Below are 13,863 nucleotides of genomic sequence, written 5' to 3'. Positions count from 1 at the left end.
ATGGGAGGTTATTAATATTGCAAAGTCCAATTGCAAGCAGGATAGATACAATCTTTATTATTGACGCATTGGGCTATTCGCCTCTCGATCCGAGTGAAAAATGGTAAAATATAGGATTTTTATCGAAATGAAGAAGATATATAAATTCTGACGTCAGGAGAGAAAGCACATATGGGCAAGAAGAAAAAAACCTTACCGAAAAATTTTGACGAACTCATTGAAGCAGGCGATTTATCCGCATTACAAGAGGTATTTACCCGATGCGAATTGGATGCCCGTGGCGGTTACAGTAAATCAACAGCCTTGAGCTTTTACCAAGTACCGAATGAATTGGTTCGCTGGCTCGTGGAACAGGGTGCTGATATCAATGCTAGAGACAATTACGGAGCAACGCCTCTGCACAAGCATGCAATGAGTTGGTGCGGTCATACGGAGCTGCTCCTTGATTTGGGTGCAGATCTGGAAGCCGTTGATTATCAGAACGAGACACCGTTATTTGCCGCCGCAGGTTCATTTAAACCAAAAGCGGTTCACACGTTGGTTGCTAAAGGCGCTAATATCAGCGCAACAAATAAGATGAGACAGACTCCATTAGAAAAAGCTTTGGCCATGTGCAGGAACGCGGATATTGTCAATATGGCGGAAGTTGCCGATATTTTGCTAAACGCTGGAACCACTGTAACGCCGGAGATGCAAGACTCTATTAAGCGAATCGGAAACGACTTTGAATTTCACAGAGAAGGTTTTAATAAAGAATATTTGAATCAAACCGATGAGGCACTTTTACGTCTATATGAGCTATTTGATGTTCCTCCAGTAGAGAAGCGAGAGACGCACGACGGCGTCTCTTCGATAACAGTATCAACAAAGGGATGGCAGGCACAACATCATGAACTCTGGAATTTACTCATTCCTTCAAAAGGAAATGCGAAAACCGTACAGGGTGAGGTTATCCGGATTACTGGTAAAGTGTCATATGAAATTTTAGATAATGGCGGTATGAATTGGGATCATCAATATCGTAAAATGCTCAATCGTTTGATACATTACTTTAGTTTGGGTACACCATTAAATCCCGCTTCACTTCAGGAGGCAGGAATATTAGTGAAAGAACTTCACAACGGAAATGGCAGCGATGAACCTGCGAGACTGTGCGAGCTGGCAGTGCATTGGGTTCTCAGCAATTCGAATCCTATTACTCTGGAGCAGCCTGACTATAAGCGATAACATATATTCGACTTATCCATGTATATAATAAGCATTTTTAAGCAGAATACATCCCCTTTGTCTAAGCACTTTGTAGCTAAGAAAAAGGGGATATTATTTAAATTTAATACATAAGAAATGTAAAGAACGAAGTGAAATGAAGGAACTAATGAAGTGCGTTGTAGAATTACTCGAAGAAGATATTGACATCTGATAACACCATATTCACGAAACGCGGCTTACACCCCTTGGTCTGCCAGAGACATGGAAGAAGTCATTTCAGGCAGACAACTCTGCACCACCTAAATGCATGGTAGCCAGTCGCTCTGCTCCTTTAAGGGGTTAGGATTCGTGAATACAAGAACGTTATAGGAAATATCCGCAAAATATTAAAGAAAGGGAGTTTTTTATGGAGCTTCAAGAAATCAAACAAAAATTAAAAGAGACCAGAGACGAATTATTTGGAATTCTTACTGGGTTGAGCGGAGATCAATTAAACCAACAGAAAGACTTAAACAGTTGGAGTATTAGTCAGGTTTGTCAACACCTTTTTAAAACAGAGGAATTATATGTCGTAGCTATAAAGAAAGGGTTAAAGAGCAAAGAAGATTCATTTATAGAAAATAAATCAGTCGAATTTCTACTTGATCGAAGTCAAAAGCTAGAAGCTCCTGACATTGCTAAACCAACGGATGAATTTTTAGAATATGAAGAGATCATTGAGAAACTAAACAATTCAAGACAGAAGTTACTTGAACTATTAAATACAGTAGAAGACGAGTCAGTGCTGAGTAAAAGACATTTTATACACCCAGTCTTTAAAGAGATGTTATTAATTGAATGGGTTAAATCACTGTACTTACATGAACAAAGGCATATTAATCAAATAAATGAAATTATAGATAGACTTAAATAAATAAGCTGCATATTCGAAAAAAAGGTGGGTACAACCTATACCATTTTATTCATGCATCAGGCATATGGGAGTTTGACGTCGTGAATACATTTACGTTAGCTGAAATACAAAAACATAAAAGAAAGGAATTACCTTTAATGTTATATACATTAGGACAAAAAATCGGAGAAGGTGGATGCTCTGAGGTTTTCGAAGTAGGGGATAATAGAATCATAAAACTAGCCAAAGAGAATACAAGTTTCGAAGCTTTAAGAAGAGAGTATTTGAATAATTGCATCGCTTGGGAATGTGGACTCCCTATTCCTCAGCCTTTTGAGTTAACGAAAATGAGTGGAAGACCGGGGATTGTATTCGAACATATTGCAGGTAAAACTATGATGGAGCGTTTTTTTAATCAGGTTATCGTTAGCCATAACAACGAAGTTAAACAAGCGGACGTCCAGCTTACAGCTCAACTACTATTTCGCGTTCACCAAGCATTAGCTGAAGGTAAGGAATTGCCTTGCCAGAAAAGCATAATAAAATCAAACATTCTGAGTGTTAATTACCTGAGTGCCAGTGAAAAAGAGAGCGCAATTTCCTTATTAGAATCGCTAGAAACGAAACAATGCCTATGTCATGGTGATCCAAATCCACGCAACGTAATCGTTAAGGATGACGGAGAAGCAATCTTGTTAGACTGGATGAATGCAACCATAGGAAATCCTGAAGCAGATATTGCTGAGTATATTGTAATGATTCGATATGCCGTATTGCCGTCCTCCTTTCCCGAGGAAACTAGAGATATGTTTGATTCGATTCGTGAGGATCTAATTGACATATTTATAGACGAATACTATAGACTCTCTGGGATTTCTTATGATGATGTAGTGCCTTGGATAATACCGATTTTAGCAAGGAAATTGTCTGCCGATGCCATATCTGATGTTGAGAAGAAGAAGCTAGTTGCAGAAATAAGAAGAGACTTAGGGAAACAGAAAAATCGAGTGTAGGCAATTCTTTCACGCTGGGGGCCATCCGGCCCTCGTTCCGGTAGAGGGTTTTCGAAGAGGAATGGCCATACAATGCTGCGCAAGCGTACCAATCCTAACGAGTGGGGCGTCATTGCAATGTGTTGGGCTATGAATTGGCAGACTGCCCCGTCTTATTCAAGTAATCCCTTACTTATTTTCGTAATGAGATACCTGCTTATTTCTACCCATAGCCAGCTGTAGAAAAGCGAGAACACATAAACGATAGAGATCGTACTTAGGCTAACTGTAGATGAAACTGCAGGGCCCAGAACAGGAAATCGAAAAACGTATAGCAACAAAAGGATTCCCGCCCACAAAGAAAACGATCCGGCAATCACGGCTGGCAAGCGTAATTTCAAATATAACAGCGAACCGCCAATCCCAAGCCCCAATAAACCTGTCGTGAAAGGAAAAACGATCAGTTCGCTTGGTTGGATAAAAAAGAGAAGCAGCACCGCGAGCAAAAAGCCGGTCAGACCGGAACCGACGGAAAGGATCGTACATAACACGATGGGGGCTGTGGCGAGGGGACTAATCAAGTAGCCTATCCCTGGCAATAAGCCTCCCATGGATTGAAAAATAGCGGATAACGAGGCAAGAAAAGCGACCGTAATCATTTTTCTTGTGGCAAATCGTGCCGCTCCATAACGGGTGTGAATCTCTGAAACTTCTGCACTTACAGGCTTTAACCAGTAATTCTTCATGGGATTCATCGTTCAAAAACTTCTCCTTTCAACAGCATATGGATCAGAAGCAGAGCCAGCGCAGAAAGGATCGTCATCCAATCGCGCCAACTAAACCGTAAACGGCGTGCCCGGATTTTATTTCCCGGTAAGTAACAACGAGCGTCCATCGCGAGAGCCAGTTGGTTCGCACGGCGAAGCACGGCAACGAACAGAGCAACGAGAAGCTGAAGAAGAGATTGTGTTGTGGTTCGAAGACCTTCGCCTTTATAACACGCGTGTTTCACTTTTTGCGATTTCAACATGGAGTCGGTTTCATCGATAAAGAGCGGAATAAACCGGAAGGCCACCGAGATCATAAATACGAAGTTCTGAACCGGAAATCGAACGAGAGTAAGCGGGCGTAGGATGGCCTCTAGACCGTCTGCCAGCTTGGTCGGAGGGGTTGTTGCATTGAGCGCTATAGCCGTTGTGATAAAAAAAATGAGCTTGCAAGGCAGGAGAATTGCATGTTTAAGATCGCCTAACAGCATGTGGAAACAAAACAGCGTGAGCAGAAGGGGAAGCATACCCTGCAGGCCGTTCCATAAATAAGCTAGCGGCAACCGGGCGGCGAGAATCAACAACAATCCAACGATTGCATAGAAAACCACGCTGACCAGATCATTTGAGATGGTAACCAAAGATAAATAGGTCGCTGTAAAGATAAGTTTTGAACGAGGATCCAAGTCTTGCATAAAAGAGCGCGTATTCATAGACGGCCCGAAAGACAGCAGCTTCAACCATTGCATGTCACAGTTCCTCCCTAGAGAGCGTTGTGATGAATGATATCAATTGCTCCTCTTTATATACACTTTCGAGCAGTTTGTTGGCGGACCGTTCTTCGAGTGAATCTATAAAACGGAGGAGAGGCGTTTTCACAAAACCGATTCGCTCCAACCGCTGCCAGTGATCCCGAATGTTACAAGGGTGGAAATCCGCGTATAATTGACCATGGTCCAACACGAGAATCCGATCAGCGTATTCGAGGGCCTCTTCAAGCCGATGAGTCATGTAGAGAACCGTCATTTTTCTCTCATTATGAACTTGCTTTATATACGATAACACTCTGCTGCGTTCCCAGTTATCCAGGCCCGCTGTCGGTTCGTCCAGAATGAGAATTTTCGGCTCCGAAACGAGTACTCCTGCCAGTGCGATCCGCCGCAATTCACCTCCGCTGATTTGAAAAGGCGACCGGTCTTTGAACTGCGAAAAGCACAGCCCTACGGCTTCCATCGTTTGTTTCACTTGCTCGGCAACCCATTCCCGCCTCGTGCTTAGTCGATGTAGTCTGGCTCCGATATGGTTGAAAACCGTATCCTCTATGACTTGGTGCTCGGGGAATTGGAACAAGAATCCGATTGTTTTCCAAAGGCGGAGACGGCCGGACTTTTTATGGACTCGGTAAGGTCCGATCCGTACTACCCCTGATTGAGGGAGGATCAGGCCTCCCATCAACTGTCCCAATGTGGTTTTTCCGCTCCCGGTCGGCCCCATAATCGCCACGAACTGCCCTGCAGGAACATGCAGCGAGATTCGATCAATGGCTTTTGTATTAAAAGGGGTTCTGGCGGCAAGCATGCAATTGACGTTCTCTAAAACAATATCCATCACTCATCCCCGAATTCAAATTCATTCGTAGCAGGTACATTCAGCCCTTTTTGCTTGGCAAGATCACGCATTCGAACAGAAAACGGAGGGAGAAGGCCGGAGTCCGTAAAAACGCACGAATTTGCCGCCGCTTCTTGGGGTGTTCCATCGAACCGGATCTTGCCTTTCTGCATCACAATAAGACGATCGGCAGTGAAAATCTCTTCGACCTCATGGGTCACCTGGATAAGCGTGTATCCGTTACGATGCAGTTCGGACATAATCTCATGAATATGCCGGGCGCTTTGGGTATCGAGCATGGAAGTGGACTCGTCAACAATGATCAGTTTGGGCTCCATGGTCAGAACTCCGGCAATCGCCAACTTTTGTTTTTCCCCGCCGGATAGAAAATATGGAGGACGATCTTTCAGTTCATAGAGTCCAAGCAATTGCAAGACGGATCGGCAACGGGATTCTGCTTCTTCCGGGGAAAAGCCGATATTATACAAGCCAAAAGCCGTATCCTCCTGAACGGTCATGCCGACAATTTGATTCTCCGCGTTGGGGAATACCATACCTACATTTTGGCGAATATCCCATAAGTTCCCGTAGTTGCATGTTTTCTTTCCGTAAACGGTGACTTCTCCCGATGTAGGTTGGAGCAGACCGTTAATCAATCGAACTAACGTTGATTTTCCGGAACCGTTACCACCCACGATCGTAAGCCATTCTCCTTCATCAAGGGTTAGATTGATTTCCCGAAGTGTCCAATCCTGGTGCGAATCGTACCGGAACCATACGTTATTGAACGAAATAACGTTTTCCATCATTCTGGCCGGATTTGGTTCGTTATGAATCATGGAATAATTTCAAAAACGGTACCTTGGTTAGCATCAGCCACTTTCATCGAGCCATAAACCCCTAAATAGAGTCTGGTTTGATTCAGATTCGTTCCCAGACTAACATAATACGCGGATTGAGACCCAAACGGATCATCGGTTTCAATAACATGAAAATCATTTAGCTTACCATCCGTTCTTACCTTGGTGTAAGCTAAGACCCCTCTAACGGGAAGTTGAGATTCAGGCCCTCGAGCCAGGTCGGTAAACACAACGTTTCCTGATAGAGAGGGGATTTCACATCCCATATAGGGCTGTACTCCTGTAAGTGCAGTTGCTCTAAATTTATCGGTTCGGGAATCTTCATGAAAATAACTTGTCAGAGGCTGAAGACGCCGTACGGAAGTTCTTACGGCTTCCTCGTAATAAGCAATGGTTTTCTCGTTCAAAGCCGGATTTGCAGAGCAGCCGGTTATGATCGAGGTCGGAAAAGCACCTTCCCACCCGCGCCAGCCCAAGTTAATAAATCCTTCATGATCAGGTTCCGTTTTCATTAAAGAAGCTTGTATAAGCTGAGTAACCGGTATCGGTTTATAATGAACGAACGAAAAAATCGACTCTACGAGATCCTGTCCGACATTTCCTACGTATTTGATATACTGATTGTAAAACCTTTGAAATGAAATGCCGGGTATATTGCGAACGCCTTTGGCGATTACCGTAAGCGTTTCCTGAATGGGTACGGGCAGTTCATTAAAACGCGTAACGACGGGCGGATTATCGATATACGTATTCTTAACGACATCAATTTCGATGATTTTACCTGCGATTTCCATATCGTCTTGGCTTAAATTGAACGGATCATAGCCTGATCCGCCATCACCGGTTGTCAAAACAAGCTTTCCTGTTTCAGGGGAAAAGTTTAGGCTATTGACACCGTTATGATTTAAAAATGGCCTTCTGATATTAAGTAACGTCCGCCTTTTGTGAGGTTGGCCATTCGATTGCAGAATCCATTCTTCGACTGTATCGATATGATCGTATTGATGTTCTCTATTTGCCCACTTTAGGTTTAAGGTGCTAGCATCGCACGGGGTAGGCTTAAAAGATTCAGGAGGAGCACCTGGAAGGGCCCCTGGACCTTGGGTTCCAGCTACTGAATAATGGAGATAAAACAGACGATTAACATAAAATTGGGGATGAAATGCTAGCCCCAGCAGTCCCCGTTCATCATATCCGCCGTTAGAACCACCTAGTTTCAGGATTCGCGGGCGAATATCTAAGAAAGTCTCTATAACTCCGTTTCCTATGTAAAAGATCTCTCCTACCTGAGTCGCAATGAATAATCTTTCGATGGAGTCGCCCGGAAGAATCGTTGTTTTCAACACCGTGGGTAAATTTAGCTTGCTAACAATGGGCCGTAAACTAACTTTAACTTTCGTCAATTCACTTAACCCTCCTTTTATGGCTTTCTTGTATAAGTTTATGATTAGAACCGGTTATTATTCCGGAGGAGCGGTTAGCAGAGTCCATATCATTGTGCACTATGGTCCATGGAAAAAAAGACGAGCAATGATAAAAATCCTCGGAGAAATATGAGCGCAAAACTATCAGCAGCACATCCTTTCTTTTAATGAGAGATGTGCTGCCAATGTAGAATAATGTAGTATATATTCCTATTCACTTAATCCAACACATTTCGTAATACTCTCTCTATATTTACCGGGAGTTATGCCTTCGATCTTCTTAAAAACCCGAATGAAAACCGTATCGCTTGTATAACCGACCATCTTGGCAATCTGTGCGTTGGTCAGTCCAGGATCCGACATCAGTTTCTTAGCGTGATCCATGCGTACGACAGTCAGGTAGTCGTTGAAGTTCTGTCCACTCACTCTTTTAAAAAATTGTGAAATATATTGCGGCGTGATCTGCAAATGCTCAGACACTAAATTCAAGCTCATATTGGGATCGGCGTAATTCGCTTGAATGCATGTTTGAATTTGCAGCAGTAGCTGTTCATTGTGATCGCTTCGTTCCAGTTTGAACGATTCGGCGGCCGATACATACAGGTCTTTCGCTTTTTCAAACATTTCGTCGGTTGTTTTACAGGAAAGCAGGAAGCGCACAGGATGGATGTCACCTTCTGTAAGCTTCCGGTAAGCCAGCGTATCCGAATCTGATGCCATGATACGCAGCAGGGTACCGGCAAGACTGAATAATAGGCATCTCCCAAGCTCCGGAGTGATGGATTTGTCCCGAAAATTTCGATCGAACAGCTGTGTAAGCAGTTGGACCACTTGCTCTGTATCGCCGCTTCGAATACAGTTGATTAACTGCAGCTCGGTTTCGACAGGGTAATAATACTGCAGCTTTTTCTGGCGAATATCATGATAGTAAAAGGTCGACAGCTGCCCATTGACCATCCTGTACTCCAAGGCGGCAGCCGCTTCCAAATAGGCTTCTCCAATCTGATGCTGGCCCTTATGAACGCCGCTTATGGCTATGCTGATCTCCAGCTTGAACCTAGTCTCCAGCATGCGATGCAATCCGGATACGATGTCCTTCACCCGGCAAGCCGGATGATCCATCTGATCCGGCAATAGATTAACGAGCAGGGCCAGCCGGTCTTTCTCCAAGTCGATCGTATGTATCGTATGCCCTTCATAGACTGTATCTTCAGCCAAATTGGAGATGATAAATCGCACCAATGCCCATTGTTTTTCACTTTGGTTCGGTGCGAACCGGGTCATGTCGTCCACTTGAACGAGAATGACGATAAAATGAGGAAACGGAAAATGGATGCCCATAAATTCCAGCGATTGTTTCATTTGCTCTGGAGGCTCAAAGTAGCCTTGAAGCACTCGATGTAAATAGTTAGAACGCAGAATGGGCAGTTGTTGAGTCAGTTTGTTTTTAATATGCCTTTCCTCGTCCCAGGAAATTTTCATCATTTCCAGGATGTAATCAAATTCATTCACAGCAGGTTTACGTGGATGAGACTTTCCGGCCTGAATCGCCTCTATCATTCTTTTGATTGGAAAATAGTTTCGATACGCGATTCCATATGCAGCCGCGCTCCCCGCAAGGATACATAGCAAGAGAAGCCACAGCGCAAGATGCTCCATTTGTTTCACTTTCTGCAAATATACATTCAAAGGCATCACAGCAATATAGTACCATCCGACTTGTCCCGAGGTTGTGAATGATACCGTTACATCTTGACCGTTCAGATTGTAATTGCGTAAACCGGAGTTCGACTTCAGTTCATTCAATATCGAGTTTGATAACGGACTTGCACCTGGGGTACTGCTGATGAGTTCATGATTTTGGTTCACGATATAAACGGAACTCCCGTTTGCGGACTCGATTTGTCGTGTCATTTCGTGAATCTTGGTTTCATCAATCAGAACCGTAAGATTCCCTTTCATATTGGATGTTTCTTCGACCGGCAACGATTGCATAAAGGTAATCACTTGCATGGGGTCATCCTTCAGGTAGCCGTTTCGTTGTAAGATGGAGGACGGCAGGTAGGTTTGACTATGATAGCTAGTCATCTGCTTACGCCATTCTTCATAGGTCAGATGTTCAAAGCGATAATATTTATCATAAAAGTTGTGAGAATCGGTTACGAGATTCGGTTTGATCACAGAATCGCTTCGGTCCAAAAAAATATAGAAATCGTACACAAAATCCTTGGTCATTCTCGAGTGCATTTTTAAATAATCCCTTGTAAACTGGACCAAATGATACCGTTCTGACAAGTCTTTGTTTTCCGTATCCAATAAATAACGGAGCTTCGGATTGAGTATAATTTGATGGGATAATTGTTCAATTTCTTTAAAATGGCTGTCTATATTGAGACGCATCTGCTCCAGCATGCCGAGATTGGACCGTTCCGCATTGGATTTCATGATATGTTCAATATTGGTATAGAACACAAACCAAATCAGAATGGGAACCAGGAGCAGAAGACAATTGGATACGAGCATCCTGATGAATAGGCTCCTTCTTTTGCTTCCGGCATTCTTTCTTCGAATGATTGAAAACATGGCGATCCTCCTAGTATAGAAAAGCTTGCTCAATCCCTATAATTCGGGAAGAGCAAGCTTGCTCCCTTCGTTGGATGACCGATTCGTGTGATGATCATTCTTTTAACGCACCAATCAGGACACCGTGCACAAAATACTTTTGCAGAAACGGGTACAGGCATAATATTGGAAGCGTAGATATGATAATCGTCGCATATTTGATCGTGATCCCGATGTCCAACCGATCTGTGGCTGCTGCATCGGTCGTCATACTGTCCGTACTGTTCGAGATCAGAATTTCACGGAGCACAAGCTGTAGAGGAAATAACTCCCGATCACGCAAATAAATCAATGCGCTAAAGTATGAATTCCAATGCCCCACTGCATACCACAAAACCATGACGGCAATAACGGGCATCGAAAGAGGAACAATGATTCTGCTCATAATGATCCAATCATTGGCCCCGTCGATCCGGGCGGATTCCTCCAAACTAACGGGTACCGCTTGAAAGGCGGTTCGCATAATGATCAAGTTAAATGAACTGATAGCCCCTGGCAAGAGAAGAGCCCAAGGCGTATCCAGCATGCCGAGACTGTTCACCAGCAGAAAGGTTGGAATGAGCCCCCCATTGAACACCATCGTGATCACGATGATGAACATGATGGAATTGTTGAAATAGACGTTGCGGCGAGAAAGGGCATAGGCACCGAGCGTTGTCATGAATAGGTTGATGATTGTGCCGCCAGCGACATAGAAGAGGGTGTTCCGGTAACCGGTCAGAATCATGGGATTATCCATGACGGCTTTATACGCATCCAGATTAAACCCGGTAGGGAAAAACAGCATGCCGCGGAATCGGGCGATTTCTGCAGGATCGCTTAAAGATGCGAATAATACGTAAAGGAACGGATAAAGCGTGACGAAGCAAAGCAGGAGCATGAAGCATGTATTGACGACGGAAAATATCAATTCACCAAGGCTGCGTTTGTGAAACATACCGTTCCTCCCTTACCACAATTTATGTTCGCTCACTCTTTTGCTAATGGAATTGGCGAGTACGATCAGAATGAAGCTGATGACCGAATTGAATAACCCAACGGCAGCGGTGTAACCGAAATCGGCTCCCAGGATACCTTTCCTGAATACATAGGTGGAGATGACATCGGCCGTCTCATAGGTCATCGGATTGTACATCAAAATAATTTTCTCGCTCCCGACGGAAAGCATGGATCCCATGTTAAGAATGAGCAATATCACAATGGTCGGCATGATTCCGGGCAGGGTAATATGCAAGGTCTGTTTCCATCGTCCCGCTCCGTCAATCCGGGCCGCATCATAGAGAGTCGGATCGATGTTGGCTATGGCGGCGAGATAGATAATAGAGCCCCATCCGATTCCCTGCCAGACGCCGGAGGATACGTACATGAACCGAAACCACCCCGGCTCCTGCATGAAGGCAATCGGTTCAAGTCCGATCATGCCAAGAAGTTGATTCACCAGACCGTCGCGGGCAAAGAAATCGATCATCATCCCGACCACAACGACGATGGAGATAAAGTGCGGGAGATAGCTTATCGTCTGTACGATCCGTTTAAAAAAATTCCTGCGAATCTCATTAAGCAATAAGGCAAGTATGATCGAAGCGGGGAACGCAAACAGCAATTCATAGATATTGATCAGCAAGGTGTTCCGAATCAGTCTCCAAAAGTAGTAGTTTCCAAAAAAACTTTCAAAGTGATCGAAACCCATCCATGGACTTCCCCAAATTCCGTCTGCAAGTCCGTAATCTTTAAAAGCGATTTGCAGACCATACATGGGTCCGTAATGAAAAACGATGTAGTAGGCAACGACGGGCAGCAGGATAAGATAAATGTAGCGGTTCCGAATAATGTCCTTTTTTATCATGCTCCATTTCTTCTCTGCCCGGTTTCCCGTTGCCGTCTTCACAATGTTTCTCTGTACATTAGGCATGGTTTACTCCTTCTTTGAATACCGGAGAACGGCAAGCCGCAAGCTTTCCGTCTTCAGTGTAGTAGGCATTTTATCGGTTGTTGTAGCGTTCCAATCCGGATTGCTGCATTTGAATTGCCTCGTCGATACCCATGCTTTTCATGGTAGCGACATACTCATCGAACTTATCCAGCGATTCTGCGCCCATAATAAATTTTACGATCATTTCATTTTTATACGTATCGATATCGTTCATGATCGAGGCATATCGGCTATTGTTTTCCCTGGCGATGGTGATCGGAGGCATTCTTTTTTCATTCGAAGGTTCTGCCCAGACTGTCAAAGCCTCTTGCTGCTCCGGTCTGGCCGCATATTGCTCTATATAGCGTACATCCTGCAAGAAAGGACCCGCATCAGCGGACAAGACATGCATTTTAAGGGATTGGGCAAGCGGCAATCCTTCCGGATTGTTCAGGACGGAATCCATATACTTCGGATAACCGTCATCCATCGTATAGGATGTGCCTTCTTTACCGAAGTTCATGATCATTCGTCCTTCTTCACTATAGAAATAATCGAAGAATTTTACGGTTTCAGCGATGTGCTTGTTGCTTTCAGTTATAGCTGTGAATATGCCGACAATCTGATTGTCCATTTGACCGAATATCGGTTTACCGCCGGATTGTAATGTCGGATAGGGTGTGGCAACAAGCTTGAATTGCGGTTCCTTAGACTCCATTAAATCCATAAACCTGCCCATGCCTCCGCCTACAGCCATAACAGCCGCACCGACCTGATTGCCGGTTATTTTGGCATCGTACATTTTGCTGTCATTGGCTGCAAAGTCTTTGTCCAGCAAGCCCTCATTGTACCAACGGTTCATAGTTGTAAGGTATTGCTTATATTCGGGTTGAACAGGGCCATATTTGACTGTATTTCCTTCATGATAGAAGCCGTTCGGGATTCCAAAAGCGCCAGTAAAAGCAAGTTCGCCTGCTCCCATCATGATCGGAATTTCATCCGCCTTTCCGTTGCCGTTGGGATCTTGTTCCTTAAACGCTTTCAAAACGGTGTACCATTCATCGATGGTTCTAGGAATAGGCAAATCCAACTTGTCCAACCAATCTTTACGTACAACCGGGCCGGAGTGGGTTTGCAGTTTTCTCACGGGGCGGATGAACGGAAAACCGATAATATCGCCATCGTCCGTCGACGCTTGTCTTCTCCATTCCGGGTTTTCGTCCAGCAGCTTTTTGAAGTTAGGCGCATGGTCCAAATAGTCATTTAATGGAATGATTTTACCATCCTTAATCGCTTTTTGAGCGCCTCCCGGATAATTATTCCACGAATACTCAACGACATCGGGCAGCGATTTCGAGGCCATCATCAAGTTGAATTGTTCACCGCCTTGGCCTTGGGCCGGGTGTTGGTAATCGATTTTGACACCGGTTTTATTTTCGATTTCTTGAATAGCGGTAATCTCTCCATAGCTTTTCATAATGGCGGCTGCGTCGTGATGCATCTCTTTCCAATACGATAAGTTGCTCAAAGGTTGGGTTGACTCTGTGGATTCCGTATTCCCCTTTGGCATTTCATCA

General features: G+C 44.2%; 12 protein-coding genes. 3 read left to right on the top strand and 9 right to left on the bottom strand.

What is annotated here, in order from left to right:
• Positions 1 to 171 precede the first annotated feature (171 nt).
• The 3 genes from MHI43_RS22995 to MHI43_RS22985 all read left to right on the top strand — a co-directional run bounded on the left by MHI43_RS22995 (position 172) and on the right by MHI43_RS22985 (position 3,114).
• The gene (locus tag MHI43_RS22995; RefSeq protein WP_036664275.1) at positions 172 to 1,227 is read left to right on the top strand and encodes an ankyrin repeat domain-containing protein; all 1,056 of its coding nucleotides are present in this window, start codon (positions 172 to 174) and stop codon (positions 1,225 to 1,227) included.
• Between the two features lie 388 nt (positions 1,228 to 1,615).
• On the top strand, positions 1,616 to 2,122 hold the full coding sequence (locus MHI43_RS22990; RefSeq protein WP_036664274.1) for a DinB family protein: 507 nt from the start codon (positions 1,616 to 1,618) through the stop codon (positions 2,120 to 2,122).
• Between the two features lie 80 nt (positions 2,123 to 2,202).
• Positions 2,203 to 3,114 (top strand): aminoglycoside phosphotransferase family protein, encoded by a 912-nt coding sequence (locus MHI43_RS22985; protein ID WP_235201841.1) that lies wholly within the window; start codon positions 2,203 to 2,205, stop codon positions 3,112 to 3,114.
• Between the two features lie 152 nt (positions 3,115 to 3,266).
• Here the strand turns inward: MHI43_RS22985 and MHI43_RS22980 are convergent, their stop codons facing one another.
• The 9 genes from MHI43_RS22980 to MHI43_RS22940 all read right to left on the bottom strand — a co-directional run bounded on the left by MHI43_RS22980 (position 3,267) and on the right by MHI43_RS22940 (position 13,814).
• Complete coding sequence (locus MHI43_RS22980; protein ID WP_341283168.1) at positions 3,267 to 3,839, bottom strand: hypothetical protein; 573 nt, start codon at positions 3,837 to 3,839, stop codon at positions 3,267 to 3,269.
• A 5-nt stretch (positions 3,840 to 3,844) separates the two neighbouring features.
• The gene (locus tag MHI43_RS22975) at positions 3,845 to 4,609 is read right to left on the bottom strand and encodes an energy-coupling factor transporter transmembrane component T (protein ID WP_036664270.1); all 765 of its coding nucleotides are present in this window, start codon (positions 4,607 to 4,609) and stop codon (positions 3,845 to 3,847) included.
• Position 4,610: 1 nt separating this feature from the next.
• Positions 4,611 to 5,468: an ATP-binding cassette domain-containing protein gene (locus tag MHI43_RS22970; RefSeq protein WP_036664269.1), complete on the bottom strand. Its 858-nt coding sequence runs from the start codon at positions 5,466 to 5,468 to the stop codon at positions 4,611 to 4,613.
• Complete coding sequence (locus tag MHI43_RS22965; RefSeq protein WP_051425394.1) at positions 5,468 to 6,307, bottom strand: ATP-binding cassette domain-containing protein; 840 nt, start codon at positions 6,305 to 6,307, stop codon at positions 5,468 to 5,470. The genes MHI43_RS22970 and MHI43_RS22965 overlap by 1 nt, the downstream gene beginning before the upstream one ends.
• A complete protein-coding gene (locus MHI43_RS22960) occupies positions 6,304 to 7,731 on the bottom strand; it encodes a PQQ-dependent sugar dehydrogenase (protein WP_036664267.1) in 1,428 nt (475 codons plus the stop codon). The genes MHI43_RS22965 and MHI43_RS22960 overlap by 4 nt, the downstream gene beginning before the upstream one ends.
• A gap of 231 nt (positions 7,732 to 7,962) precedes the next feature.
• On the bottom strand, positions 7,963 to 10,335 hold the full coding sequence (locus MHI43_RS22955; protein ID WP_036664266.1) for an AraC family transcriptional regulator: 2,373 nt from the start codon (positions 10,333 to 10,335) through the stop codon (positions 7,963 to 7,965).
• Between the two features lie 94 nt (positions 10,336 to 10,429).
• Entirely contained in the window at positions 10,430 to 11,311 is an 882-nt protein-coding gene (locus tag MHI43_RS22950) for a carbohydrate ABC transporter permease (RefSeq protein WP_036664264.1), read from the bottom strand.
• A 12-nt stretch (positions 11,312 to 11,323) separates the two neighbouring features.
• The gene (locus MHI43_RS22945; protein WP_051425393.1) at positions 11,324 to 12,286 is read right to left on the bottom strand and encodes an ABC transporter permease subunit; all 963 of its coding nucleotides are present in this window, start codon (positions 12,284 to 12,286) and stop codon (positions 11,324 to 11,326) included.
• Positions 12,287 to 12,356: 70 nt separating this feature from the next.
• Positions 12,357 to 13,814, bottom strand: coding sequence for an extracellular solute-binding protein (locus tag MHI43_RS22940; RefSeq protein WP_341283167.1), 1,458 nt, complete (start codon positions 13,812 to 13,814; stop codon positions 12,357 to 12,359).
• Positions 13,815 to 13,863 lie beyond the last annotated feature (49 nt).

The organism is Paenibacillus sp. FSL H8-0457, from assembly GCF_038051935.1.
Classification (GTDB): Bacteria; Bacillota; Bacilli; order Paenibacillales; family Paenibacillaceae; genus Paenibacillus_AQ; species Paenibacillus_AQ lautus_A.
This window is presented reverse-complemented; position numbering and strand designations above follow the sequence as displayed.